Origin of the sequence: Thermocrispum agreste DSM 44070 (assembly GCF_000427905.1) — a bacterium.
Taxonomy (GTDB): domain Bacteria; phylum Actinomycetota; class Actinomycetes; order Mycobacteriales; family Pseudonocardiaceae; genus Thermocrispum; species Thermocrispum agreste.
This window is the reverse complement of sequence record NZ_KE386603.1, coordinates 573,047-594,617: the sequence shown is the minus strand read 5'-3', so window position 1 is coordinate 594,617 and position 21,571 is coordinate 573,047. Positions and strand designations below refer to the sequence as shown.

The window sequence follows — 21,571 nt, the reverse complement described above, 5'->3', positions numbered from 1 at the left end:
TGCACCCTAGCCGTGTGGCCGAAGGTCATAGCTCGCACCCTGCACGACGATGTCGGACGGTCCCGGGAACTCGCTTTTGACCTCGGCGTGGATCCGTGCCGGGTCGGTCCACGGGGCGATGTGCGTGATCAGCACCCGGCCGACCCCTGCACGCTGGGCCAGCCTGCCGACCTCGACCCCGGACAGGTGGATGCCCGGCGGACGGTCGTCGGCGTGCGTCCAGGTCGCCTCGGCCAGCAGCACGTCGGCACCTGCGGCCAGCTCGTCCAGCGCCGGGCACATGCCGGTGTCACCGGTGTAGGCGAACGTGGTTCCGCCGTGCCTGATCCGCACGCCGTATGCCGGAGTGGGATGAGCCACCTCGACGGCCCGCACCTCGAACGGGCCGATCATCGCCGGTTCGGTCGGCAGCGGTGCGAACGTGTAGACGTCGGACAGGTCGGTTTCGGCACGTTCCCGCTCGTCCGGCGCGTAGAGGTTGATCAGGCGCTGCTCGGTGCCCTCCGGCCCGTACACCGGCAGCCGCTGCGGCCGTCCCGCGGCCAGCCGCTCCGGGTGATAGCGCCGGATGACGGTCAGCGCCCCGAAGTCCGCGCAGTGGTCCGGGTGCAGGTGGGACAGCAGCAACGCGTCCAGTGCGAACGGATCACGTAGCTGCTGCAGGGCGGACACGGTGCCGTTACCCAGGTCGAGCGCGAGCAGGAACCCGTCGGCCTCGAGCAGGTAACCCGAAGCGTTGGTGCCGGGCCCCGGAACGCTCCCCGAGCATCCGAGGATGGTCAGCCGCATGCAGACACCATGCCACGGCCGGTACGGAAAGCGAACGCGCCGTCACGGTGACGGTGCGAACACCGCCTCGCCGGGCAGCCCGGCCGGAATACCGAGGAAGCGGCGGGCCAGGCGTTGGAACGGCTCCTGCGGACCGGTCGCGGTGAACTCGTGCACCGGCGGCGTGTCGCCGGGCGGCGCCAGCGCATCCTGCTCGGTGAGCACCCGCACGACGTCCTTGGCCGTCTCCTCCGCACTGGACACCAGCGTGACCTTCTCCCCCATCACGATCTGCAGCACACCGGTCAGGAACGGGTAGTGCGTGCAGCCGAGGACCAGCGTGTCGACGTCCGCGGAGATCAACGGTTCGAGATAGCCCTGGGCCAGCCCGAGCACCTGCCTGCCGGACGTCATGCCGCGCTCGACGAAGTCGACGAACCGGGGACAGGCCACGCTGGTCACCTGCACGTGGCTGACCGCGTGGAACGCGTCGTCGTAGGCGCGCGAGCGGATGGTCCCCTCGGTACCGATCACCCCGATCCGGCCGGTGTGGGTGACCGCCACGGCACGCCGCACCGCGGGCAGCACGACCTCCACCACCGGCACGTCGTAGCGCTCCCTGGCGTCGCGCAGACAGGCCGCCGACGCGGTGTTGCACGCGATGACCAGCGCCTTCACGCCGCTGTCCACCAGCTCGTCGAGCCTGCGCAGTGCCAGCTCACGGACCCGCGCGATGGGCAACGGGCCGTACGGGCTGTTGGCCGTGTCGCCGATGTAGCGCACCCGCTCGGCGGGCAGCTGATCCATCACCGCGCGGGCCACCGTCAGCCCGCCGACGCCGGAGTCGAAGATCCCGATCGGAGCGGCTCGGTTCACGCCGCCAGGTTACCCGGCGGCAACGGCGGCGCCGGCGGCGTCGACGCCCCGGCCGACGGGCCCGCCTTGCCCATGGACCGGTCGGCCTTGGCCACCAGCCAGGCGGCCAGCACGCCGGCGAGCGCGCCGAACAGGTGCCCCTGCCAGGAGATGTCCGCCGCACCGGGCAGGACGCCCCACAGCATCCCGCCGTAGACCAGGAACAGCACGACGGCCAGCACCAGCTGCCCGGGCGCCCGATTGAAGATGCCACGCACCAGCAGGAAGGCCAGCCAGCCGAAGGCCAGCCCGGACGCGCCGATGTGCACGGTGTCCGGCGGGCCGATCAGCCACACGCCCAACCCGCCGATCAGCCAGATGGTCGCCGACACGGCGATCCACTGCCCGATCCCGCCCGCCATGGTCAGGAAAGCGAACAACAGCACCGGGATCGAGTTGGCCGCCAGGTGCTCCCACGAGCCGTGCAGCAGCGGCGCGAACAGCACACCGAGCAGGCCGTCGGCCTCCCGCGGCTGGATGCCGCCCGCGTCCAGGTTGGCGGGCAGGACGACGTCGACCAGCTCGATCAGGTACAGCAGCACGGTGAAGCCGACCGCGACGAGCGCGGCGGCCTTCGGGTTCGGCGGAAGGACCCGACGCGACTTGTCGACCCGCTTCGCACCGGTCGTGGTGCTCGGTGTCCCTGGCAGCGGCGGTGTGCTCATGACTCCAGGCTACGAGCGCCCGTTGCGGCCCGCCTCGGGGAAAATCCCGGGTATCAGGCCCACAACTGGCCGTCGAGCTTGGCCGCCGCCTCGTCCAGCGCACCCACGTAAGCGCCGGTGGACAGGTACTTCCAGCCCGCGTCGGCGACCACGAACGCGATGTCCGCCCGCTGCTTGGCCCGCACCGCCTTCTCCGCCGCGGCCAGCGCGGCGTGCAGCACCGCACCGGTGGAGATGCCTGCGAAGATGCCTTCCAGCTCGAGCAGCTCCCTGGTGCGGCGCAGCGCGTCGTAGGCACCGACGGAGTACCGGCCGGTCAGCACCTGCTCGTCGTACAGCTCGGGCACGAACCCCTCGTCGAGGTTGCGCAGCCCGTACACCAGCTCGCCGTACCGGGGCTCGGCCGCGATGATCTGCACGTCCGGCTTGTGCTCGCGCAGGTACCTGCCGACGCCGACCAGCGTGCCGGTGGTGCCCAGCCCGGCGACGAAGTGGGTGATCTCCGGCAGGTCCTTCAACAGCTCGGGGCCGGTGCCCTCGTAGTGCGCCTGTACGTTGGCCGGGTTGCCGTACTGGTACAGCAGCACCCAGTCCGGGTTCTGCTCGGCCAGTTCCTTGGCCACCCGGACCGCTTCGTTGGAGCCGCCCGCGGCGGGCGAGTACACGATGCGCGCGCCGAACGCCCGCAGCAGCTGCTTGCGCTCCTCCGAGGTGTTCTCCGGCATCACGCACACCAGGCCGTAACCCTTCACCTTGGCGGCCATGGCCAGGGCGATCCCGGTGTTGCCGGACGTGGGTTCCAGGATGGTCGCGCCGCGGGTGAGCCTGCCGTCACGCTCGGCGGCCTCGATCATCGCCAGCGCAGGCCGGTCCTTGATCGACCCGGTCGGGTTGTACTCCTCCAGCTTCGCCCACAGCCGCACCGGCGGCCCGTCCCCCGTGTCCGGGGACAACTTGGGCAGCCCGACCAGGGGTGTCGAGCCGACGGTGTCGAGCAGGCTGGCGTAGCGGCCCACGATCAGCCGCCCGCCACCGCGGGCAGGATGGTGACCGTGTCGCCGTCGTTGACCTTGGCCTCCAGCCCGCCGGCGAACCGGACGTCCTCGTCGTTGACGTAGATGTTGATGAACCGGTGCAGCTTGTCGTCCTTGACCAGGCGGGCCTTGATGCCGCTGTGCCGCGACTCGATGTCGTCGATCACCTCGAGCACGGTGCTGCCGCTGGCCTCGACGGACTTCTGCCCCCCGGTGTGCGTTCGCAGGATGGTGGGGATGGACACGGTGACGGCCATGGGTTACCTCCGCTGTTGGTGCTCAAGTCGTTACGACTCGGGCTCGATGATCTTGACCGGCTCCTCGGTGACGACACCGTCGACGATGCGGAACGAACGGAATTCGTGCTCGTCGGGGTCCCTGGTCGACACCAGGACGTAGTGCGCGTTCGGCTCCGCGGCCAGCGCCACGTCGGTGCGTGACGGGTAGGCCTCGGTCGCGGTGTGCGAGTGGTAGATGACCACCGGCTCCTCGCCGCGCTCGTCCATCTCTCGGTAGAGCTTGAGCAGATCGCCGGAGTCGAACTCGTAGAACGTCGGCGACCGGGCGGCGTTGACCATCGGGATGAACCGTTGCGGATCGTCCGACCCGGCAGGCCCGGCGATCACCCCGCACGCTTCGTCGGGGTGATCCGCCCGCGCGTGCGCGACGATCTTGTCAACCAGCTCGCGGCGAATCTGCAACACAGCATCGATCCTAGGACGTGGAAAGCGAAAGTCCGCATGATGAGACGGCAAAGGTAGCCGGAGTCACGCGGTGCCCGGCGCAGGGCGATGCCCGCCGCCGCCGACCACACCAGGCCAAATGTCCCGGTAGGCAGGCATTCCGGCCACCGCGGTGGCCTGCAGCATGCCCCGGACGATCGATCGGGCGAACGTCCGGGCGGCGGCCGCGCAGAGCTCGTCGAGCGCGGCGGCCCGCATCGGCGCGGCGAACGGCCCCTGCGCCGTGGTCAGCTCGCGCTCCGCAGTCGCCAGCGCGAACACGGTGTCGCCGTCGAACATGGAATGCGCGGGCCGGATCGCACGGGCCAGCCCGTCCTGCGCGGACATGGCCAGCCTGCGGCACTCGGCCTTGGTCAGCGCCGCGTCGGTCGCCACCACCCCGATGGTGGTGTTCAACGGTGCGGCTGCGCCTGCGGGCCGCTCCCCCGGCCGGTCCGGCCAGGCCGCCACGCCGAACTCCCCGGCGAGCTGGTGATCGGCCGCCCATGGCCGGCCGGTGGCGAAATCGACCGCCTCTCCACTGGCGTTGACCACCGCGAGCGCGCCGACGGTGAACCCCGACGAGGTGACCTCGCTGGCCGTGCCGACGCCGCCGGACAACGACCCGACCTTGGCGCCGGTCCCGGCGCCCACGCAGCCCTCGGCGACCGGCCCGGTGGCCGCCGCGGCGCACGCCGCGTAGCCGAACTCGGCGTCCGGCCGGTTGCCCCACGCCGACCTGGGCAGGTCGAAGACGACCGCGGCGGGCACGATCGGGACCACTTCGTGCGGCTGCGCGCCGACCGGGAAGCCGTGCTGTCGCTCGCCCAGCCAGCGCATCACGCCGTCGGCGGCGGCCAGGCCGTAGGCGCTGCCGCCGGACAGGCACACCCCGTGCACCTGCTGCACGAGGTTCTGCGGCGCCAGCAGATCCGTTTCCCGCGAGCCGGGCGCGCCGCCGCGCGCATCCACGCCTCCGGTGGCGCCCGCGGGTGTCAGGACCACCGTCGTCCCGGTCGCCCAGCCGTCCGCCATCCGGTGGAAGTGGCCGACCAGCACCCCGGGCACGTCGGTGATCGCGTTGTGCGGGCCGGGCGCTGTCATGCCGCCATCGCCTGGACGAGGCTTTCCTGCATGTACGTCAGCCAGTGGTAGACAGCCAGGTGCGGCGCCCGCGGGTCGTCCTCGGGCAGCTCGTCCGGCATGTCCTCCTGGACGTCCAGCGCCGTGCCCAACGCCAGCCGCACGTCGTTGATCGCGCTCAGCCACGCATCGGCCTGCTCCAGCGACAAGCGCACTTCACCGCCCTGCGGCGACAGCGTCTCCAGCACCACGCCTGCCACGCCGATCTTGGCGTCGACCAGCTCGGGTTCGTGCAGCGAGCGCAAGGCGGCCATCTCGGCACGTTCCTGCGGGCCGGCCTGCTCGTCCAGCCGGTAGAAGTCCGGCAGCAGGCGTTTCAGCACCGGGTCGTCCGGCGCGCTGGACGGTCCGGTCCTGATCCCGGTCAGCTCGCTCAGCTCGTCCTTCGGGGCACTGTCCGCGCGGGCCCGCAACATGTCCTCCACCTGCCGGACCAGGCCGCGCAACACCGCGGCCTCCTGCTGGTCGAACCCGGCAATCACCCGGGCACCGCGCCGCTTCCATGGTTTCACCGCGTAGCTCGCACCTCGCTACGACGGCTTCTGCATCGTGGCCCACAGGCCGGCGGCGTGCAGCTTCTTGACGTCGCTTTCCACTTTGTCCTTCGACCCGGACGACACCACGGCCTTGCCCTTGTGGTGCACGTCCAGCATCAGCTTGGTCGCCTTCTCCCGGCTGTACCCGAACAGCTTCTGGAACACGTACGTCACATACGACATCAGGTTGACCGGGTCGTTCCACACGACGGTCTGCCACGGTTTGTCGGTCTTGCCGAGTTCATCGACCTCCTGGTCAACCTGCGGATCTACGGCCGCGGGCATTGGTGTGGACATACTTCTATGGTGGCACGCGCCACGCGAGAGGCAACACCGAGGCAAGGCCCGGCGATGATCATCGAGTGGTCATAGGGTGGTCCCATGACAGCCCCTGGCGCCAGCACCGCGCTGCTGACCGACCACTACGAACTGACCATGCTGGCCAGTGCGCTGCGAGACGGCAGCGCCGAGCGGGAATGCGTGTTCGAGGTGTTCGCACGCCGGCTGCCGGACGGGCGGCGGTACGGCGTGGTGGCCGGCACCGCCCGCGTGCTGGAAGCGGTGACCAGCTTCCGGTTCGACGAGACCGAGCTGGACCACCTCGCGGCCACCGGGATCGTTCCCGACGACGCATTGGAGTGGCTGGCCAACTACCGCTTCTCCGGTGACGTCGACGGCTACCCGGAGGGCGAGCTGTACTTCCCCGGCTCCCCGATCCTCACCGTGCGCGCCCCGTTCGCGCAGGCGGTGGTGCTGGAGACGGTGGTGCTGTCGATCCTCAACCACGACAGCGCGGTGGCGTCCGCGGCAGCCAGGATGGTCACCGCGGCAGGCAGCAGGCCGATCATCGAGATGGGCGGCAGGCGCACCCACGAGCAGGCCGCCGTCGCCGCCGCGCGGGCGGCGTACCTGGCGGGGTTCGCGGCCACGTCGAACCTCGAAGCGGGCAGGCAGTACGGCATCCCGACCCGTGGCACCGTGGCGCACGCGTTCATGCTGCTGCACGACAGCGAGGAAGAAGCGTTCCGCGCTCAGCTGGAGACGCAGGGCACCGACACCACCCTGCTGGTCGACACCTACGACATCACCCGGGGCGTGGAGACCGCCGTGCGCGTCGCCGGGACCGAACTCGGCGCGGTGCGCATCGACTCCGGTGACGTGGGTGTCCTGGCCAGGCAGGTGCGTGAGCAGCTGGACCGCCTCGGCGCCACCGACACCCGCATCGTGGTGTCCGGCGACCTGGACGAACACGCCATCGCGGCATTGCGGGCCGAGCCGGTGGACGCCTACGGCGTCGGAACGTCCGTGGTGACCGGGTCCGGCGCGCCGACCGCGCACATGGTCTACAAGCTGGTCGAGGTCGAAGGGCGGCCGGTGGCCAAGCGCAGCCTGAACAAGGAGACGCACGGCGGCCGCAAGTCCGCGCTGCGCCGGTACAAGGAGACCGGAACGGCCGTCGAGGAGGTCGTCTTCCCCGCGCAGGAGCCGCCCGAGCTCGGCCCGCACGACCGGACGCTGCCGATTCCGCTGATGCGCGGTGGTGTCCCGGTGCCCGATCTCCCTACGCTGGAGGACAGCAGACAGCACCTGCGCCGGGCGCTGGTCAGCCTGCCGTGGGAAGGCCTGACCCTGTCCCACGGCGAGCCGGCCATCCCGACGGTCGTGCTCCCGAGAAAGGCGGCGGGCGATGAGTTCGGCGTTGATCATCGTTGACGTGCAGAACGACTTCTGCGAGGGCGGCGCGCTCGCGGTGACCGGCGGCGCCGCGGTGGCCGAGGACATCTCGGCCAAGCTGGCCACCAAGGGCGAGTACGCGCACGTGGTGGCCACGCGCGACTACCACATCGATCCGGGCGAGCACTTCAGCGACAACCCGGACTACGTGCGCTCCTGGCCACCCCACTGCCGGGCAGGCACGGCTGGAGCGGCGTTCCACCCGGCGCTGCACGTCGGCCCGATCGAGGAAGTGTTCTCCAAGGGCCAGTACTCCCACGGCTACTCCGGGTTCGAAGGCGAGACCGGCTCCGGCGAGCGGCTGGCGGACTGGCTCCGGAAACGCGGCGTGGAACGCGTCGACGTCGTCGGGATCGCCACCGACCACTGTGTGCGGGCCACCTCGCTGGACGCGGCGAAGGCCGGTTTCGCCACGCGTGTCCTGCTCGACTACACGGCGGGTGTCTCCCGGGAGACGGTGGAGAAGGCGCTGGACGAACTGCGCCGGGCAGGGGTCGAGCTCACCGGCTCACCCCGGGTGGGCTGAGAAGACCGAAACGGCGGCACCGCCCGCCGCACCCCCGCCGTCCCGGCGGGATCGCCTTCGGCAGCCGTGCCCGACGCCGGACGGGCAGGCGCGTCAGCCGCCGAACGGGTCGCAGGCCACCGTGCCGACGGTGATGTCGCCACCGGCCTGCTCACCGCCCTCGGGGAACAGCACGATCCGCATGGCGGTCATGGTCATCGAGCCGTCCGGCGGCTCCGGGGTGACGAACTCGTTCAGCACCACCTTGGCGATGGGCGGGCCCTCCGGGTCGTCGCCGGCGATCTCCGCGGTGTAGTTCGGCGGCACCTCCTCGGGGACCTCGATGCCCCCGATGCCGCGCAGCTCGAACCACCCCGAGCTGCCGTTCTCGCTGGTCCGGCAGGACACGTCGTAGCCGCTGAGCCGGATCCGCGGGCCGCCCCACTGGCGCAGGACGTCGGTGACGAACCGATCCCCGCTCACCGTCACCTCGGCTTCTTCTCCCTCGCCGACGGCGCACGTGGTCTTCCCACCGTAGAACGTCGCGACATCGCCGACCGTGACCCTGCCGGACTCGCCGGTCTGCTCGCCGTCGACGTCGCACGGCGCGATCGGCAGCTGGTGCACCGGCTCGCCGCCGACGATCACGTCCACCGCGCCCAGCGAGCCGGAACCACTCGCCCCCGGCGCGACGGCGTGGGCGTTCGCACTGGTCAAGCCGGTCATCATGACCGCTGCTGCGGCAGCCGCAAGCAACGGGCGACGCTTCATGGACGACATGGTGCTCCCCCTCCTGATCGCTGTCATACCGAACATCGACCGCAACGGCGGGAAAAATGACCGCGGCGCGCCCGCACCACCCGGACGTGTGGCGGCCCCGGCGCGGGTACCGTCATCGCCGTGGCATCCGCGACCGACACCACCGCCACCGATCTGCCCGGCGTCAGCGACCTGCTCGCCGTGGCCGTCGAAGCGATCGGCGGCACCACCCGGCCGGGCCAGGTCCAAATGGCCGAAGCGGTCGACCAGGCGATCGCCACCGGCGAGCACCTGGCGGTCCAGGCGGGCACGGGGACCGGCAAGTCACTGGCTTACCTGGTCCCCGCCGTGCGCTACGCGGTGGCTTCCGGTCGCACGGTCGTGGTGTCCACCGCCACCATCGCGTTGCAGCGGCAGCTGGTCGACCGCGACCTGCCGCGGCTGGCCAAGGCATTGCAGGGCCCGCTGGGCCGCGCGCCGGAGTTCGCCATCCTCAAAGGCCGTGCCAACTACCTGTGCGTGCACCGGGTGTCCTCCGGCGCACCGGAGGAACCGGACGACGCCGGCCTGTTCGACCCGGCCGCACTGAGCCGGACCGGCAAGGAGGTCAAACGGCTGCACGAGTGGGCGTCGGAGACCGTCACCGGGGATCGCGACGAACTCGTGCCCGGGGTTTCGGACCGGGCATGGCGTCAGGTGTCGGTGACCGCCAAGGAGTGCCTGGGCGCCGCCAAGTGCCCGCTGGCGGGCGACTGCTTCGCCGAGCACGCCAGGGCCGAGGCCGGCCGGGCCGACGTCGTGGTGACCAACCACGCGCTGCTGGCCATCGACGCGCTGCAGGGCCGCCAGATCCTGCCCGAGCACGACCTGGTGATCGTGGACGAGGCGCACGACCTGGTGGACCGCGTCACCTCGTCGGCCACGGCCGAGCTCACCGCGGGCATGGTCGCCACGGCAGCGCGGCGCTGCGGACGGCTGATCGACGCCGAGCAGGCGGATCTGCTGATGGAGGCGTCCGAGGGGCTGAGCCTGGTGCTCGGCGAGCTGCCCGGTGGGCGGCTGGACAGCCTGCCACCGGCAGTGGCGGGTGCCCTGCGGACGGTCCGAGATGCCGCCCACGGCTGCATCACCGCCTTGGGTCCCGAGCGCCGGGAAGACGCAGGCGAAGCCATCGCCCGGAAGCTGGCCCGCACCGCGCTCGACGACGTGCACGACACGGCCGTCCGCATGCTCGAGGCCTTCGACGAGGAAGCCGGGGGACGCAGCGACGTGGTGTGGCGGTCGCAGGACCGGCAGGCGGAATCGGGTGGCAGTTCCCGGCCTCCTGCCCTGTACGTGGCTCCGCTGTCGGTGGCCGGGCTGTTGCGGGAGCGGCTGTTCGGCACCAGGACCACCGTGCTGACGTCGGCGACCTTGGCGCTTGGCGGCACGTTCGACACGCTGGCGATGCAATGGGGGCTCCCCCGCTCCGGCCACGAGCCGACGCCGCTGCCGGACGAGACCAAGGTGGCCGGATCGAGCGTCGCAGCGGTCGGCCCTGCGGACGACGAACCCGACCGAGCCGGAGAACCCGGTCCCGCCGACCCGCGTGACGACCGGGAGACGGCTTCGCCCAACCCCGCCACCGCGACGGCCAAGCCGCCGCCGAGTGACCGGAGCGGACTGCGCTGGCGCAGCCTCGACGTCGGTTCCCCGTTCGACTACGCCCGCAACGGCATTCTGTACGTCGCCCGGCGGCTGCCCCCGCCGGGACGTGACGGGTTGAGCGACGCCGTGCTCGACGAGCTGACCGGGCTGGTCGAGGCGGCGGGTGGCCGCACGCTTGGCCTGTTCTCCTCGATGCGAGCCGCCAAGCAGGCCGCGGACGAGCTTCGTCAGCGCGTCGGCTTCCCCATCCTGTGCCAGGGCGACGACGCCACCGGACTGCTGGTCAGGCAGTTCGCCGACGATCCCCGGACCTGCCTGTTCGGCACCCTCTCGCTGTGGCAGGGCGTCGACGTGCCGGGACCGTCGCTGCAACTGGTCGTCGTCGACCGCATCCCGTTCCCGCGCCCGGACGACCCGGTGCAATCGGCGCGGCAACGGGCGGTGGAAGCGCGCGGCGGCAACGGATTCCTCACCGTCGCGGCCGCGCACGCCGCCCTGCTGCTCGCCCAGGGCGTGGGCCGGCTGCACCGGTCGACGTCCGACCGCGGGGTCGTCGCCGTGCTCGACTCGCGGCTGGCCAACGCCCGCTACAGCCGTTTCCTGCGCGCGTCCTTGCCACCGTTCTGGCCGACCACCGACCCGGAGATCGCCAAGGCGGCACTGCGCCGCCTGGATGCCGCCGCCAAGGGCGCCGGGGCCCCGGAGCGGCCCCGATCGTGACGCGGCGTTACGGTGGAACATCTACGCGCATAAGGAGTTCTTGTTGGTTCACGATCCGCGCACCGCGCAGTCGCGGTCCATCACGGTCGACGACACCGGTGTCCGCAGGACGCTCGCCGATGGTTCGCAGGAAGCGGTCACCTGGGACGAGCTCACCGCCGTGGTGATCAGGGTGATCCCGGAAAGCCCGTGGAAGGAGGACGTCTTCCTGATGCTGGCCGGGGCTTCCGGCAACGGCACCGCGGTGCCGAGCGGCGATCCGGCGGCCGATGCGTTGATCGAGCGGCTGCAGATGCTGCCCGGGTTCGACAACGAACGCTTCATCGAGGCCATGACCACCGACGCCGACGAGGCGTACGTGGTGTGGGAAGCGCCGAAGGGGTAGGCGCTCACCCGCTCCGGCCGCCGGGATCGACGGCGAGCACGGTGATCGTTCCCGGGGCGATCTCGGTGTACCCGGCGTCCCGCACCGCCAGCACCCGCCGCCGCTCCCACGCACCCGCGGGATCGTCGCCCGGCAGCAGCTGGCGCCAGTGCTCGACCGACGGCGTGCGCACCACGCAGCGGAAGCCCGTGGCCGCCCACTCCGCCAGCCGCCGCGGACCGAGCGCGGACGCCAGCAGCATGCTGCCGTGGCCGACCTGGGCCGCCGCCTTCCCCACCGTCATGGGGACTTCGGGATTGATCCACAACACCGGCCCGTCACCCGGCTGCGGCGGCTCGGGATCGTCCGCCGGAAGTTCCGTGCCGGAGATCTGCAGCCGGGAGATCACCTTCGGCACGGCGGACACCAGCCCCGGCACCAGGGCGCGCACCTGCGCGGTTCCCACCGTCACGGTCAGTCCGGGGACGTCCTGCGCCGCTGCCCAGTGCGCGCCACGCGCTCGCCGTGCCACCTTCCGGATCCGTCCGGTGACCCAGGCGGCGACCTCGTCGTGCCACTCGCCGCCGGGACGGCTGCGCGGATCGAGGCACACCGCGACAGCGGCCGCTGCGGCAGCTTCCAGCACGTCCGTTCGCCGCGGTGGATCCTGCCGTTCGATCCGCATCACCAGCTGCATCGCCCGTACCGTGGCCGGATCCTCGTCCGAGGTGTCCGCCACCCGGTCCTCCGGCAGCGACAGCCACGAGGCGTAACGCGCGCGCAGCGGCGCGAGGACCGATGCCGATCCGGTCATGATCGCGACGGGGGCAGTGGATACGTCGGCGGCTTCCGCAGCTCGATGCCGTCCGCGATGTCGGCGGCCTCCACCTCGGCGCGGGTGACGCCCAGTATGAACAGCAGCGCATCCAGGTACGGGTAGTTCAGCGCCGCGTCGGCGACTTCCCGCAACGCGGGCTTGGCGTTGAACGCCACGCCCATGCCCGCGGTGGAGAGCATGTCGATGTCGTTGGCGCCGTCACCGACCGCCACGCACTGCTCCAGCGGGATGTCGTACTCGGCGGCGAACCGCTTCAGTGCCTCCGCCTTCCCGGCGCGATCGACGACGTCGCCGACCACTCTGCCGGTCAGCGTGCCGTCGACGATCTCGAGCTGGTTCGCCGCGCAGAAGTCCAGGCCCAGTTCTTCCGCGATCGGTGCGATCACCTGGGTGAACCCGCCGGAGACGACCCCGCAGCGGAAGCCGAGCCGCTTGAGCGTGCGCACCGTGGTGCGGGCACCGGGCGTGAGCTCGATCCGGCCGGCCACCTCGTCCAGCACCGAGGCGGGCAGGCCGGCCAGCAGGGCGACCCGCTGGTGCAGCGACTGCGTGAAGTCCAGCTCGCCCCGCATCGCCGCGTCGGTGATGGCCGCGACCTCCTGTTCCACCCCGGCGTGCGCGGCCAGCATCTCGATGACCTCGCCCTGCACCAGCGTGGAGTCGACGTCGAACACCACCAGGCGCTTGGCCCGGCGGGACAGGCCCTCCTGCTCCACAGCGATGTCCACGCCCGCCGAGCGGGCCACGTCGGCCAGTGCCCGGCGCAGCTCGTCGTCGGCGTCCGGCCCGTTCTCCTTCACCGACAGATGCAACTCGAAGCCGGTCACCGGGTAGTCGGCAATGCTGCGGATCGCGTCGATGTTGGCGCCGATGGCCGCCAGCCGCTCGGCGACCGCGGCGAACGCCCGCGCCGTCACCGGGTGGCCCAGGATCACCGCGGCGTGGCTGGAACCGCGCGACGACTGGGCGAACGGGTCGTCCCCGATGTCCTCGCCGATGCGGACGGCGACCTGCATGGCCACCGTCGCCATCGCCTGCTCGACGGCCTCCTGCAGGCCCTCCGGGTCCTTGTCGGTGGCGACCAGCACACCGAGCACCAGCTGCCCGCGGATCACCACCTGCTCGACGTCGAGCATGCGCACGCCGTGCTTGCTCAGGGCGGCGAACAGCACCGACGAGACACCGGGTTTGTCCGGACCGGTGACCGTGATGAGGACCGGAGTCTGGCCTGGTGCTGCCTCGGTCACCGGTCGTCAGGCTTGCCGTCGTCGCGCCGCTCCGGCTCGGCGTCCAGCGTCAACGTCGCTGTCCCGGCCGCAGTGGCCTCGGCGATCTGCTCGGACGGAGCCTGGTGGCGGTTGTGCAGCGGTTTGCCGGTGAAGGAGATTTCCTTCTCCGCGTGCATCCGCTCGGTCATGTGCGGGTAGTGCAGCTCGAACGCGGGCCGCTCGGACCGGATCCGCGGCAGCTCGGTGAAGTTGTGCCGCGGCGGCGGGCAGCTGGTGGCCCACTCCAGCGAGTTGCCGTAGCCCCACGGGTCGTCCACCGTCACCCGCTCACCGAACCGGTAGGACTTGAACACGTTCCACAGGAACGGCAGCGTCGAGGCACCCAGGATGTAGGCACCGATGGTGGAGATGGTGTTCAGCGTCGTGAAGCCGTCGGACTCCAGGTAGTCGACGTACCGGCGCGGCATGCCCTCGTTGCCCAGCCAGTGCTGCACCAGGAACGTGGTGTGGAACCCGATGAAGGTCAGCCAGAAGTGCCACTTGGCCAGCGACTCGTCCAGCATCCGGCCGGTGAACTTGGGGAACCAGAAGTAGATGCCGGCGAACGTGGCGAACACGATCGTGCCGTAGAGCACGTAGTGGAAGTGCGCCACCACGAAGTAGGTGTCCGACACGTGGAAGTTCAGCGCCGGGGCGGCGAGCAGGATGCCGGTCAGGCCGCCGAGCAGGAACGTCGCCATGAAGCCGATGGAGAACAGCATCGGCGACTCGAACGTCAGCCTGCCCTTCCACATCGTGCCGATCCAGTTGAAGAACTTCACGCCGGTCGGCACGGCGATCAGGAACGTCATGAAGCTGAAGAACGGCAGCAGCACCGCACCGGTGGCGTACATGTGGTGCGCCCAGACCGCGGTGGACAGCGCCGCGATGGCGATGGTGGCCAGCACCAGGCCCTTGTAGCCGAAGATCGGCTTGCGGCTGAACACCGGGAAGATCTCGCTGACGATGCCGAAGAACGGCAGCGCGATGATGTAGACCTCCGGGTGGCCGAAGAACCAGAACAGGTGCTGGTAGAGGATTACCCCGCCGTAGGCCGGGTCGAACACGTGCGCGTCCAGGTGGCGGTCGGCCAGCAGCCCGAACAGCGCCGCGGTGAGGATCGGGAACGCGATCAGCACCAGGATGCTGGTGATCAGGATGTTCCAGGTGAAGATCGGCATCCGCCACATGGTCATGCCCGGCGCGCGCATGCACACCACGGTGGTGATCATGTTGACCGCGCCGAGAATGGTGCCCAGGCCGGACAGGATCAGCCCGACGATCCACAGGTCGGCGCCCACACCCGGCGAGTGGATGGCGTTGGACAGCGGCGCGTAGGCGAACCAGCCGAAGTCCGCGGCCCCGCCAGGGGTGAGGAAGCCGGACAGCGCGACCAGGCTGCCGAACAGGAACAGCCAGAAGGAGAACGCGTTCAGCCGCGGGAACGCGACGTCCGGGGCGCCGATCTGCAGCGGCAGCACCAGGTTGGCGAAGCCGAACACGCTCGGCGTCGCGTACAGCAGCAGCATGACCGTGCCGTGCATGGTGAACAGCTGGTTGTACTGCTCAGACGACAGGAACTGCTGCCCGGGGACCGCCAGCTCGCTGCGGATCAGCATGGCCATCGCACCGCCGATCATGAAGAAGGCGAACGAGGCCACCAGGTACATGATGCCCAGCTGCTTCGGGTCCGTGGTCTTGAACATGCTGAGCATGAACGAACCCTTGAGCCGGGGGGTCGCCGGTTGGGGACGCGTCGCGATCGGCTGGGGCGCTACGGCCGTCACTGCCTGCCTCCTGCAGTCACTCGGGGACCTTCGGACTCCGGGTAACCCACCTACCCGGGGAACGAAGCTGCCGTGATCCTATCCGGGCGCCTTCTGTGATCCCGCACAACCTCGCTCCACATCACAGTTGGGCTCGTCACGCGGCGGTATCCGCAGGTCAGCGCCACAGGCTCGCGATGACCTCCGCCACCGCCTCCGGCGCCTCCACCGGAGCGAGGTGACCGGCGGCGCGGATGACCTCCAAGAGGGCGTTCGGCAGCGCCTCGGCCATCGCGCGGGCCTGGTCGGCGCGGGTCAGCTCGTCCTCCTCGCCCACCAGGACCAGGGCGGGGACGTCGGCCGACCGCAGCGTGTCGAACGAATCGGGGCGGTCCGCCATCGCCCGCTGCGCCCACGCCACACCGGCCGGCGGCTGGTCGAGGATCATGTCCCGCACGCGCTGCACCACTTCCGGCCGCCGCTCACGGGTGGTGCTGCCGAGCAGATTGGCCAACATCGCCTCGGGCAGGAACCCCACCCCTTCGGCCTCCACCCGGTCCGCCATCGCCAGCCGGCCGGCACGCGCTTCCGCGGTGTCGGCCGCGGCCTTGGTGTCGATCAGCACCAGGCCACCGACGCGCTCCGGCGCGATGCGCAGCAGGGCCATGGTGACGTAGCCGCCCATCGAGCAGCCTCCGACGACAGCCCGCTCGATGCCCAGCTTGTCCAGCAGAACGACGACGTCGCGGGCGGCGTCCTCCAGCGACGGCGCACGGTCGGTCAGCGGCATCGGGGAGCGGCCGAGCCCGCGCTGGTCGGGGGTGATCACCCGGGTGTGGGCGGCAAGCGGCGCACGCACGCCGTCCCACATCCGCGCGTCGACCGGGAACGCGTGCAACAAAACGAGTGGCAAATCCCTCACACCGGCCGTCATGGGCCCCATTGTGTCCGAACCGCGCCTACTGTCGTGCGGGTGAGTCCCGTCCTGCCGGAGGTCCGCACCGAGCGGCTGCTGCTGCGCCGGTTGTGGCCTGCCGACCGGGAGCAGGTCGTCGCGCTGTACCGGGACGCGGAGGCCAACCGCTGGGACCCGATGGCGCTGACGCCGGAGCAGGCGCGCGAGCGCTTCACCGGATGGCTGGCCGACTGGGACGAGTACGGGCTGTCGTACTGGATCGCGGTGGACCCGGCGTCCGGGGACGTCGTCGGCCTGGGCGGCATCCGCAGGCACGTCGAGGACGGCGAGCCGGTGCTGAACCTGGCGTACCGGCTGCACCGGAGGCACTGGGGCAAGGCATACGCCACCGAGATCGCCCGGCAGGCGGTGGAGTGGGCGGAGCGCGAGATGCCCGGCCGCCCGGTGTCCATCGTGACCACGCCGGAGTACGCGCCGTCGTTGCGGGTCGCCGAGAAACTCGGGTTCACGGTGTGGCGGGAGCGCACCCAGCACGGGTTCACCGAGGTGCTGTTGCGGCGACACGCCCACGGCTGAATTCGTCCCGTCGCCACCCCAGCAGCGGGGCCGACGAGCGTGGCGAGCTCAGCGGTAGGCCAGCACCAACGGCACCAGCTGCTCGGCGGTGGACAGCGACCCGTGCTGCCCGATCAGCCGGGATTCCAGTGGCTCGTACGACCGGCGCACCACCCCGGCCCGGCCGCGGGCGGCCGCAACGACGTCGCCGATCCGTTGCACCACGCGGTCTTCCACCCGCTCGCCGAACCAGCCGGCCGCGATCGCCTCGTCCTTGCTGACCACCCAGGCCCGGTCGCCGAGCGTTTCCCGCCACGCGGCCAGCACGTCCGCGGCGGCCCCGTCCTCGACGTAGACGTGGCGGGCCCTGGCCTCCCCGCCGATCTCCCGGACACCTTCGGTCAGTTCCGCGCATGCGTCGGCGTCCACGACCTCTTCCGGATCCACCGCGACCATCCCGTGGTCCGCCACGACGGCGAGCAGGCCACCCGGCGGGAGGGCTTCCACCAGCGACTCCACCAGCCGGTCGACCTGACGCAACTGCATCCGCCACGCCAACGAGCCCGGTCCGTGCAGATGCCCGAGCATGTCGAGCTGGCCGTGGTAGCCGTAGCACAACCCGCCGCCGCCGACGGCTTGCCGGACTTCCGCGGCCAGATCGCCCAGCGCGTGCACGCCGACGTACTGCCCGCCCCGCAGCACCGCCCTGGTCAGCCCGGAGCCACTGAACTCGGCGCCGGAGACGACCGTGACCGTCGTCCCCGCGGTCACGGCCCGCTGGAAGGCGGTCGGCTTGGGTTGCACCTGCTCCGGCGGGAACGCCAGCCGCAGGTCCCCCTCGTCCCGGCTGGCCGGGTGCGCGCGCCAGCGCAGGGCGTTGATCACCCCGGCCTCGGGCAGGCGGAACGTGTAGCCGACCATGCCGTGCTCGCCGGACCGGCATCCGGTGCCGATCGCGGCCAGCCCGGCGGCCGTGGTGGACGGGAAGCCGACGTGGATGTCCCTCCGGTCCCTTTCGCGCAGTTCGGTCAGCACCGGGGCGTCCTCGGCATGGGCGTCCAGCAGCTCGGTGCCGAGCCCGTCGATCAGCAGCACGCAGGCGCCGCTCCGATCGCCGGGCAGGTCGACGATCGCGTCGAACCCGGGCACCCGCATGGCGGCCAGCACCGACGGCACCACGTCGGCCAGATGGGGAAGGCTGTGATCGGGTCGTGGCAGCACGCTGCGAGCGTGCCACATCGGCGACCGGTCGTGGCACCCCGTGCGCCGAAGTTCGCCGAGGCGGCCGCCCCGTTTCGCACGCCGGGCCGCCGCCCGGCGTGGCGGGCCGGACCGTACCGAGATGCGCCGGTCACGGCACAGGCGGCGGGATAATGAGCCCATGCCGACCTACGCCTACCGCTGCCGGGTGTGCACCGAGACGTTCGAACTCAACCGGCCGATGAGTGAGTCCGGCGCGCCCGCGAAGTGCCCGGCGGGCCACACCGACACGGTCAAGCTGCTCACCACCGTGGCGCTGACCGGTACCGCGTCCCGTCCCTCGTCGCCGGCGCCGCCCCCGCCGTCCGGTGGAGGGTGCTGTGGCGGAGGGTGCTGCTGCAGCTGACCGAAAAGGCACCGGAACGCCTGCGGCCCACCGGGGCGTGCCCGGCAGGCCGTCGGCGCCGCACGCGTCAGTTGTACTCCCAGAAACCCTTTCCGGTCTTGCGGCCCAGGCGGCCGGCCGTGACCAGGTGTTCCAGCAGCGGCGCAGGCGCGAAGCCCGGCTCGCGGAACTCGTTGTACAGCGTTCGCTGAATAGCCAGCGCGACGTCCAGGCCGACCACGTCCAGCAGCTCGAACGGGCCCATCGGCAGGCTGCAGCCGACCTTCATCGCAGTGTCGATGTCCGCCGCCTCGGCGTAGTGCGCCTGCAGCATCTTCACTGCGTCGTTCAGGTACGGGAACAGCAGCGCGTTGACGATGAAGCCGGCCCGGTCGGCGCAGTTCACCGCCACCTTGCCGGTCTGGCGGCACACCGCGTTCACGGTGGCCACCACGTCCGGGGCGGTGTTGATGGTGTGCACCACCTCGACCAGCTTCATCACCGGCGCCGGGTTGAAGAAGTGCATGCCCACCACGTCCGCCGGGCGCTTGGTGGCGGCCGCGCACTCCACCACCGGCAGCGACGAGGTTGTCGTGGCCAGGATGGCGCCCTGCTTGACCACCGCGTCCAGCTCGGCGAACAGGCCGCGCTTGACCTCGAGGTCCTCGGCGACCGCCTCGACCACCAGGTCGGCATCGGCCAGCTCGGCCAGCTCGGCCACCGGCCTGATCCGCCCGGCCGCCGCGGCGGCCTCGTCCTCGGTCAGCTTGCCCTTGGCCACGGCGCGCTCCAGCGACTTGCGGACCTTGCCGAGCGCGGCCTCCGCCTTCTCCTGGGACCGCCCGCGCAGCACCACGTCGTAGCCGGACTTGGCGAACACCTCGGCGATGCCGGTCGCCATCGTCCCGGTGCCGACCACGCCGACCGTGCGCACCTGGCGGGTCGGCCCGTCCTCGCCCGCCTTGCTGCGCGGGGTCAGGTGGTCGTCGACCACGTTGGGCGAATCCGGCCGGTCGTAGGTGTAGAAGCCACGGCCGACCTTCCGGCCGAGCAGGCCGGCGGAGACCATCTGCTTCAGCAGCGGCGCCGGGGCGTGCAGCCGGTCGCGCGACTGCCGGTACATCGAGTCGAGGATCTCGTAGGCGGTGTCCAGGCCGATCAGGTCGAGCAGCTGCAACGGCCCCATCGGATAGCCGCAGCCGAAGCGCATGGCCGCGTCCAGGTCCTCACGGGTGGCGTAGTGCGATTCGAACATCCGCACCGCGTGGTTGAGGTAGCCGAACAGCAGCGCGTTGGCGATGAACCCGGCCCGGTCGCCGATCACCACCGGGGTCTTGCCGATCCGCTTGGCCAGCGCCACCACGTCGTCGATCACGTCCTGCTCGGTGACCACGGTGCGCACCACTTCGACCAGCTTGAGCACCGGCGCCGGGTTGAAGAAGTGCATGCCGACGACCTTGCCCGGCCGCTGGGTGTGCACGCCGATCTCGGTGATGGACAGCGACGAGGTGTTGGACGCCAGGATCACGTCCGGTTTGGTGACCTTGTCCAGCTTGGCGAACACGTCCGCTTTGGCGTCCAGGTGCTCCGGGATCGCCTCGACCACCAGGTCGACCTCGGCCAGGTCGTCCAGCTGGGTGGTGTAGCGGATCCGGCCGAGGATCTCCTGCCTGGTCGCCTCGTCGATCTTGCCGCGGGCCAGCGCGCGACCGGTGGAGTGCTCCATGTGCTCACGAGCCCGCTGGATGCCCGCGTCGTCGACCTCGACGCCGATCACCGCCAGCCCGCTGCGGGCGAACACCTCCGCGATGCCCGCGCCCATGGTGCCCAGCCCGATCACGCCCACCGATGAGAACTCACGCGCCACTGCATGCCTCCCGTGCTCCGGTTACTCCTGGGTATCGTCGCGGCGCGCCAGAGGGGACGCAACAACTCAGAGGCCCGCGTCACCCCGGCAGTTCGGCGCAACCGCTCCAGCTGCGCCGGGTCGGACTGCCGAGGCCCGCGTCACCCCGACAGTTCGCTCAACACCTGCTTGGCCACCTGGCGCGCCTTCCGGCACGCGTCCGGCGCGGTGCCGTCGCCGAGGTAGTTGGCGAACTCGACCCGGACGGTCTCGCCGTCCCTGGCCAGCGGCCCGCTGTACTTCTTGTGCTCCCACTCGACCTCGCAGCGCTCGATGCTCGGGGTGAGGTACTTCTGGACCCCCCGTACCGAGCCGGAGATGGTGATCCGCTTCCACTTGCCCGCCTCGACCGGCGGGCCGGAGAAGCGGAACTCGACCACGACCGAGCCCTTGGTCGGGTCGGTGGCCTGCGCGCTGCAGCCGTGCAGCGAGTCCTGCGACGCCGCCGCGTCGGCACCGAGCAGGTCGGCGACCTCCTGCTTCGGCAGCACCGAGCACGGGTCGACCTGGCGCAACGAGTTCGGCGGGACGTCGATGCGCGGCGGATCGGTCTTCAGCCGCTGGATGATCTTGGCCAACACCCGGCGCGCGGTCCCGCACGGCTCGCCCTGCTCGTAGGTGACGTCCAGGCCGATGCCCATCTTCGCCGACTCGTCGGTGAGCACCGTGTCGGAGCACTTGTCGCCGTCGCGCTGCTCGAACAGCGGCAGCCCGTCCAGCCCGCCTGCGGCCTGCTCCCGCGGTTGGAACACCCTCTGGTCCAGTCGGAGGTTCAGCTTCACTTGCTTGTCCGCCGGGTCGCGCACGTCCACCATGCAGGTTTCCTGATACAGCGGCAGCGGTTTGTCCGGCTTGCCGAGCTGGGTGACGGCTTCCCCGGTCAGCAGCTGGCACGCGTCGACCAGCCTGAGCTTGTCGACGGCCAGCTCCGGCACGTCGACCTGGCCCTGCGGCACCGGCCCGGCGCCGCCGCTGCCCGGCTGCGGTGGCACCGTCGTCCGCTGGTAGGTGACCTTGGCCAGGTCGTCTCCGCCGCACCCGGAGAGGATCACCGGCGCGGCGAGAGCCACCAGCACGGCGGCGGCACGGCGGGCCGTGAACATCGATCGCAAGTGAGGCACGCATGCACCGTAGCGCCACGGTGCATCGCACGGAGGTGGATCCCGGCAATCCGCGCGGCGGGCGCCCGCCGGGGCCACCGATCCGGGCGGGTGTCGGCGGGCCC

At 71.1% G+C, this 21,571-nt stretch carries 23 protein-coding genes; 6 read left to right on the top strand and 17 right to left on the bottom strand.

The window, feature by feature from the left end:
- Positions 1 to 6: 6 nt before the first annotated feature.
- The 9 genes from YWY_RS0112835 to clpS form a co-directional block, all read right to left on the bottom strand.
- Positions 7 to 789 carry an MBL fold metallo-hydrolase gene (locus tag YWY_RS0112835; protein ID WP_028847931.1) on the bottom strand — a complete coding sequence of 261 codons (783 nt, stop codon included), beginning with the start codon at positions 787 to 789 and terminating at the stop codon, positions 7 to 9.
- A 42-nt stretch (positions 790 to 831) separates the two neighbouring features.
- Positions 832 to 1,644: a glutamate racemase gene (gene murI / locus YWY_RS0112830; protein WP_028847930.1), complete on the bottom strand. Its 813-nt coding sequence runs from the start codon at positions 1,642 to 1,644 to the stop codon at positions 832 to 834.
- Positions 1,641 to 2,348 carry a rhomboid family intramembrane serine protease gene (locus YWY_RS21865; RefSeq protein WP_038045058.1) on the bottom strand — a complete coding sequence of 236 codons (708 nt, stop codon included), beginning with the start codon at positions 2,346 to 2,348 and terminating at the stop codon, positions 1,641 to 1,643. Before YWY_RS21865 ends, murI begins: the two co-directional genes overlap by 4 nt.
- Positions 2,349 to 2,401: 53 nt before the next feature.
- Positions 2,402 to 3,364, bottom strand: a complete 963-nt coding sequence (locus YWY_RS0112820; protein WP_028847929.1) for a PLP-dependent cysteine synthase family protein — start codon at positions 3,362 to 3,364, stop codon at positions 2,402 to 2,404.
- A gap of 2 nt (positions 3,365 to 3,366) precedes the next feature.
- Positions 3,367 to 3,639 carry a MoaD/ThiS family protein gene (locus YWY_RS0112815; RefSeq protein WP_028847928.1) on the bottom strand — a complete coding sequence of 91 codons (273 nt, stop codon included), beginning with the start codon at positions 3,637 to 3,639 and terminating at the stop codon, positions 3,367 to 3,369.
- 30 nt (positions 3,640 to 3,669) lie between these two features.
- A complete protein-coding gene (locus YWY_RS0112810) occupies positions 3,670 to 4,086 on the bottom strand; it encodes a M67 family metallopeptidase (protein ID WP_028847927.1) in 417 nt (138 codons plus the stop codon).
- A 63-nt stretch (positions 4,087 to 4,149) separates the two neighbouring features.
- Complete coding sequence (locus tag YWY_RS21860) at positions 4,150 to 5,208, bottom strand: P1 family peptidase (protein WP_051310199.1); 1,059 nt, start codon at positions 5,206 to 5,208, stop codon at positions 4,150 to 4,152.
- On the bottom strand, positions 5,205 to 5,759 hold the full coding sequence (locus tag YWY_RS0112800; protein WP_028847926.1) for a DUF2017 domain-containing protein: 555 nt from the start codon (positions 5,757 to 5,759) through the stop codon (positions 5,205 to 5,207). Before YWY_RS0112800 ends, YWY_RS21860 begins: the two co-directional genes overlap by 4 nt.
- Positions 5,760 to 5,777: 18 nt before the next feature.
- The gene (gene clpS / locus YWY_RS0112795) at positions 5,778 to 6,080 is read right to left on the bottom strand and encodes an ATP-dependent Clp protease adapter ClpS (RefSeq protein WP_028847925.1); all 303 of its coding nucleotides are present in this window, start codon (positions 6,078 to 6,080) and stop codon (positions 5,778 to 5,780) included.
- A gap of 84 nt (positions 6,081 to 6,164) precedes the next feature.
- Here clpS and YWY_RS0112790 point away from each other — a divergent pair, with 84 nt between their 5' ends.
- Together YWY_RS0112790 and YWY_RS0112785 are read left to right on the top strand one after the other, a co-directional pair.
- Positions 6,165 to 7,496 (top strand): nicotinate phosphoribosyltransferase, encoded by a 1,332-nt coding sequence (locus tag YWY_RS0112790; protein ID WP_028847924.1) that lies wholly within the window; start codon positions 6,165 to 6,167, stop codon positions 7,494 to 7,496.
- Entirely contained in the window at positions 7,471 to 8,043 is a 573-nt protein-coding gene (locus tag YWY_RS0112785) for a nicotinamidase (protein WP_028847923.1), read from the top strand. Before YWY_RS0112790 ends, YWY_RS0112785 begins: the two co-directional genes overlap by 26 nt.
- Positions 8,044 to 8,136: 93 nt before the next feature.
- Here YWY_RS0112785 and YWY_RS0112780 read toward each other — a convergent pair whose 3' ends face one another.
- Positions 8,137 to 8,793 (bottom strand): choice-of-anchor P family protein, encoded by a 657-nt coding sequence (locus YWY_RS0112780; protein ID WP_156899230.1) that lies wholly within the window; start codon positions 8,791 to 8,793, stop codon positions 8,137 to 8,139.
- Positions 8,794 to 8,922: 129 nt separating this feature from the next.
- Here YWY_RS0112780 and YWY_RS0112775 point away from each other — a divergent pair, with 129 nt between their 5' ends.
- Complete coding sequence (locus tag YWY_RS0112775; RefSeq protein ID WP_245566662.1) at positions 8,923 to 11,148, top strand: ATP-dependent DNA helicase; 2,226 nt, start codon at positions 8,923 to 8,925, stop codon at positions 11,146 to 11,148.
- Between the two features lie 43 nt (positions 11,149 to 11,191).
- Positions 11,192 to 11,533: a hypothetical protein gene (locus YWY_RS0112770; RefSeq protein ID WP_028847920.1), complete on the top strand. Its 342-nt coding sequence runs from the start codon at positions 11,192 to 11,194 to the stop codon at positions 11,531 to 11,533.
- A 4-nt stretch (positions 11,534 to 11,537) separates the two neighbouring features.
- Here YWY_RS0112770 and YWY_RS0112765 read toward each other — a convergent pair whose 3' ends face one another.
- From YWY_RS0112765 to YWY_RS0112750, 4 genes are all read right to left on the bottom strand, one after another.
- A complete protein-coding gene (locus YWY_RS0112765; RefSeq protein WP_028847919.1) occupies positions 11,538 to 12,326 on the bottom strand; it encodes a peptidyl-tRNA hydrolase in 789 nt (262 codons plus the stop codon).
- Positions 12,323 to 13,597 carry a phosphoserine phosphatase SerB gene (gene serB, locus YWY_RS0112760; protein ID WP_028847918.1) on the bottom strand — a complete coding sequence of 425 codons (1,275 nt, stop codon included), beginning with the start codon at positions 13,595 to 13,597 and terminating at the stop codon, positions 12,323 to 12,325. The genes YWY_RS0112765 and serB overlap by 4 nt, the downstream gene beginning before the upstream one ends.
- Positions 13,594 to 15,405 (bottom strand): aa3-type cytochrome oxidase subunit I, encoded by a 1,812-nt coding sequence (ctaD, locus tag YWY_RS21855; RefSeq protein WP_084609231.1) that lies wholly within the window; start codon positions 15,403 to 15,405, stop codon positions 13,594 to 13,596. The genes serB and ctaD overlap by 4 nt, the downstream gene beginning before the upstream one ends.
- A 157-nt stretch (positions 15,406 to 15,562) precedes the next feature.
- A complete protein-coding gene (locus YWY_RS0112750; RefSeq protein ID WP_028847917.1) occupies positions 15,563 to 16,306 on the bottom strand; it encodes an alpha/beta fold hydrolase in 744 nt (247 codons plus the stop codon).
- 51 nt (positions 16,307 to 16,357) lie between these two features.
- On the opposite strand from YWY_RS0112750, the gene YWY_RS21850 reads away from it, so the two are divergent.
- On the top strand, positions 16,358 to 16,876 hold the full coding sequence (locus YWY_RS21850) for a GNAT family N-acetyltransferase (protein ID WP_245566661.1): 519 nt from the start codon (positions 16,358 to 16,360) through the stop codon (positions 16,874 to 16,876).
- Positions 16,877 to 16,924: 48 nt separating this feature from the next.
- Here YWY_RS21850 and YWY_RS0112740 read toward each other — a convergent pair whose 3' ends face one another.
- Positions 16,925 to 18,076, bottom strand: a complete 1,152-nt coding sequence (locus YWY_RS0112740; protein ID WP_425426128.1) for an alkaline phosphatase family protein — start codon at positions 18,074 to 18,076, stop codon at positions 16,925 to 16,927.
- A gap of 160 nt (positions 18,077 to 18,236) precedes the next feature.
- On the opposite strand from YWY_RS0112740, the gene YWY_RS0112735 reads away from it, so the two are divergent.
- Positions 18,237 to 18,461 carry an FmdB family zinc ribbon protein gene (locus YWY_RS0112735; protein WP_028847915.1) on the top strand — a complete coding sequence of 75 codons (225 nt, stop codon included), beginning with the start codon at positions 18,237 to 18,239 and terminating at the stop codon, positions 18,459 to 18,461.
- Between the two features lie 67 nt (positions 18,462 to 18,528).
- On the opposite strand, the gene YWY_RS0112730 is transcribed toward YWY_RS0112735, so the two are convergent.
- Positions 18,529 to 20,307 (bottom strand): 3-hydroxyacyl-CoA dehydrogenase family protein, encoded by a 1,779-nt coding sequence (locus YWY_RS0112730; RefSeq protein WP_028847914.1) that lies wholly within the window; start codon positions 20,305 to 20,307, stop codon positions 18,529 to 18,531.
- Between the two features lie 140 nt (positions 20,308 to 20,447).
- On the bottom strand, positions 20,448 to 21,467 hold the full coding sequence (locus YWY_RS0112725; RefSeq protein WP_156899229.1) for a hypothetical protein: 1,020 nt from the start codon (positions 21,465 to 21,467) through the stop codon (positions 20,448 to 20,450).
- Positions 21,468 to 21,571: the final 104 nt, after the last annotated feature.

What these genes read in the sequence shown, in the direction of transcription:
- YWY_RS0112815 (WP_028847928.1), bottom strand. Translation starts at nt 3,639, where the DNA reads ATGGCCGTCACCGTGTCCATCCCCACCATCCTGCGAACGCACACCGGG.
- YWY_RS0112835 (WP_028847931.1), bottom strand. Translation starts at nt 789, where the DNA reads ATGCGGCTGACCATCCTCGGATGCTCGGGGAGCGTTCCGGGGCCCGGC.
- YWY_RS0112785 (WP_028847923.1), top strand. Translation starts at nt 7,471, where the DNA reads ATGAGTTCGGCGTTGATCATCGTTGACGTGCAGAACGACTTCTGCGAG.
- YWY_RS21865 (WP_038045058.1), bottom strand. Translation starts at nt 2,348, where the DNA reads ATGAGCACACCGCCGCTGCCAGGGACACCGAGCACCACGACCGGTGCG.
- YWY_RS0112790 (WP_028847924.1), top strand. Translation starts at nt 6,165, where the DNA reads ATGACAGCCCCTGGCGCCAGCACCGCGCTGCTGACCGACCACTACGAA.
- clpS (WP_028847925.1), bottom strand. Translation starts at nt 6,080, where the DNA reads ATGTCCACACCAATGCCCGCGGCCGTAGATCCGCAGGTTGACCAGGAG.
- YWY_RS0112765 (WP_028847919.1), bottom strand. Translation starts at nt 12,326, where the DNA reads ATGACCGGATCGGCATCGGTCCTCGCGCCGCTGCGCGCGCGTTACGCC.
- YWY_RS21860 (WP_051310199.1), bottom strand. Translation starts at nt 5,208, where the DNA reads ATGACAGCGCCCGGCCCGCACAACGCGATCACCGACGTGCCCGGGGTG.
- YWY_RS0112735 (WP_028847915.1), top strand. Translation starts at nt 18,237, where the DNA reads ATGCCGACCTACGCCTACCGCTGCCGGGTGTGCACCGAGACGTTCGAA.
- YWY_RS0112780 (WP_156899230.1), bottom strand. Translation starts at nt 8,793, where the DNA reads ATGAAGCGTCGCCCGTTGCTTGCGGCTGCCGCAGCAGCGGTCATGATG.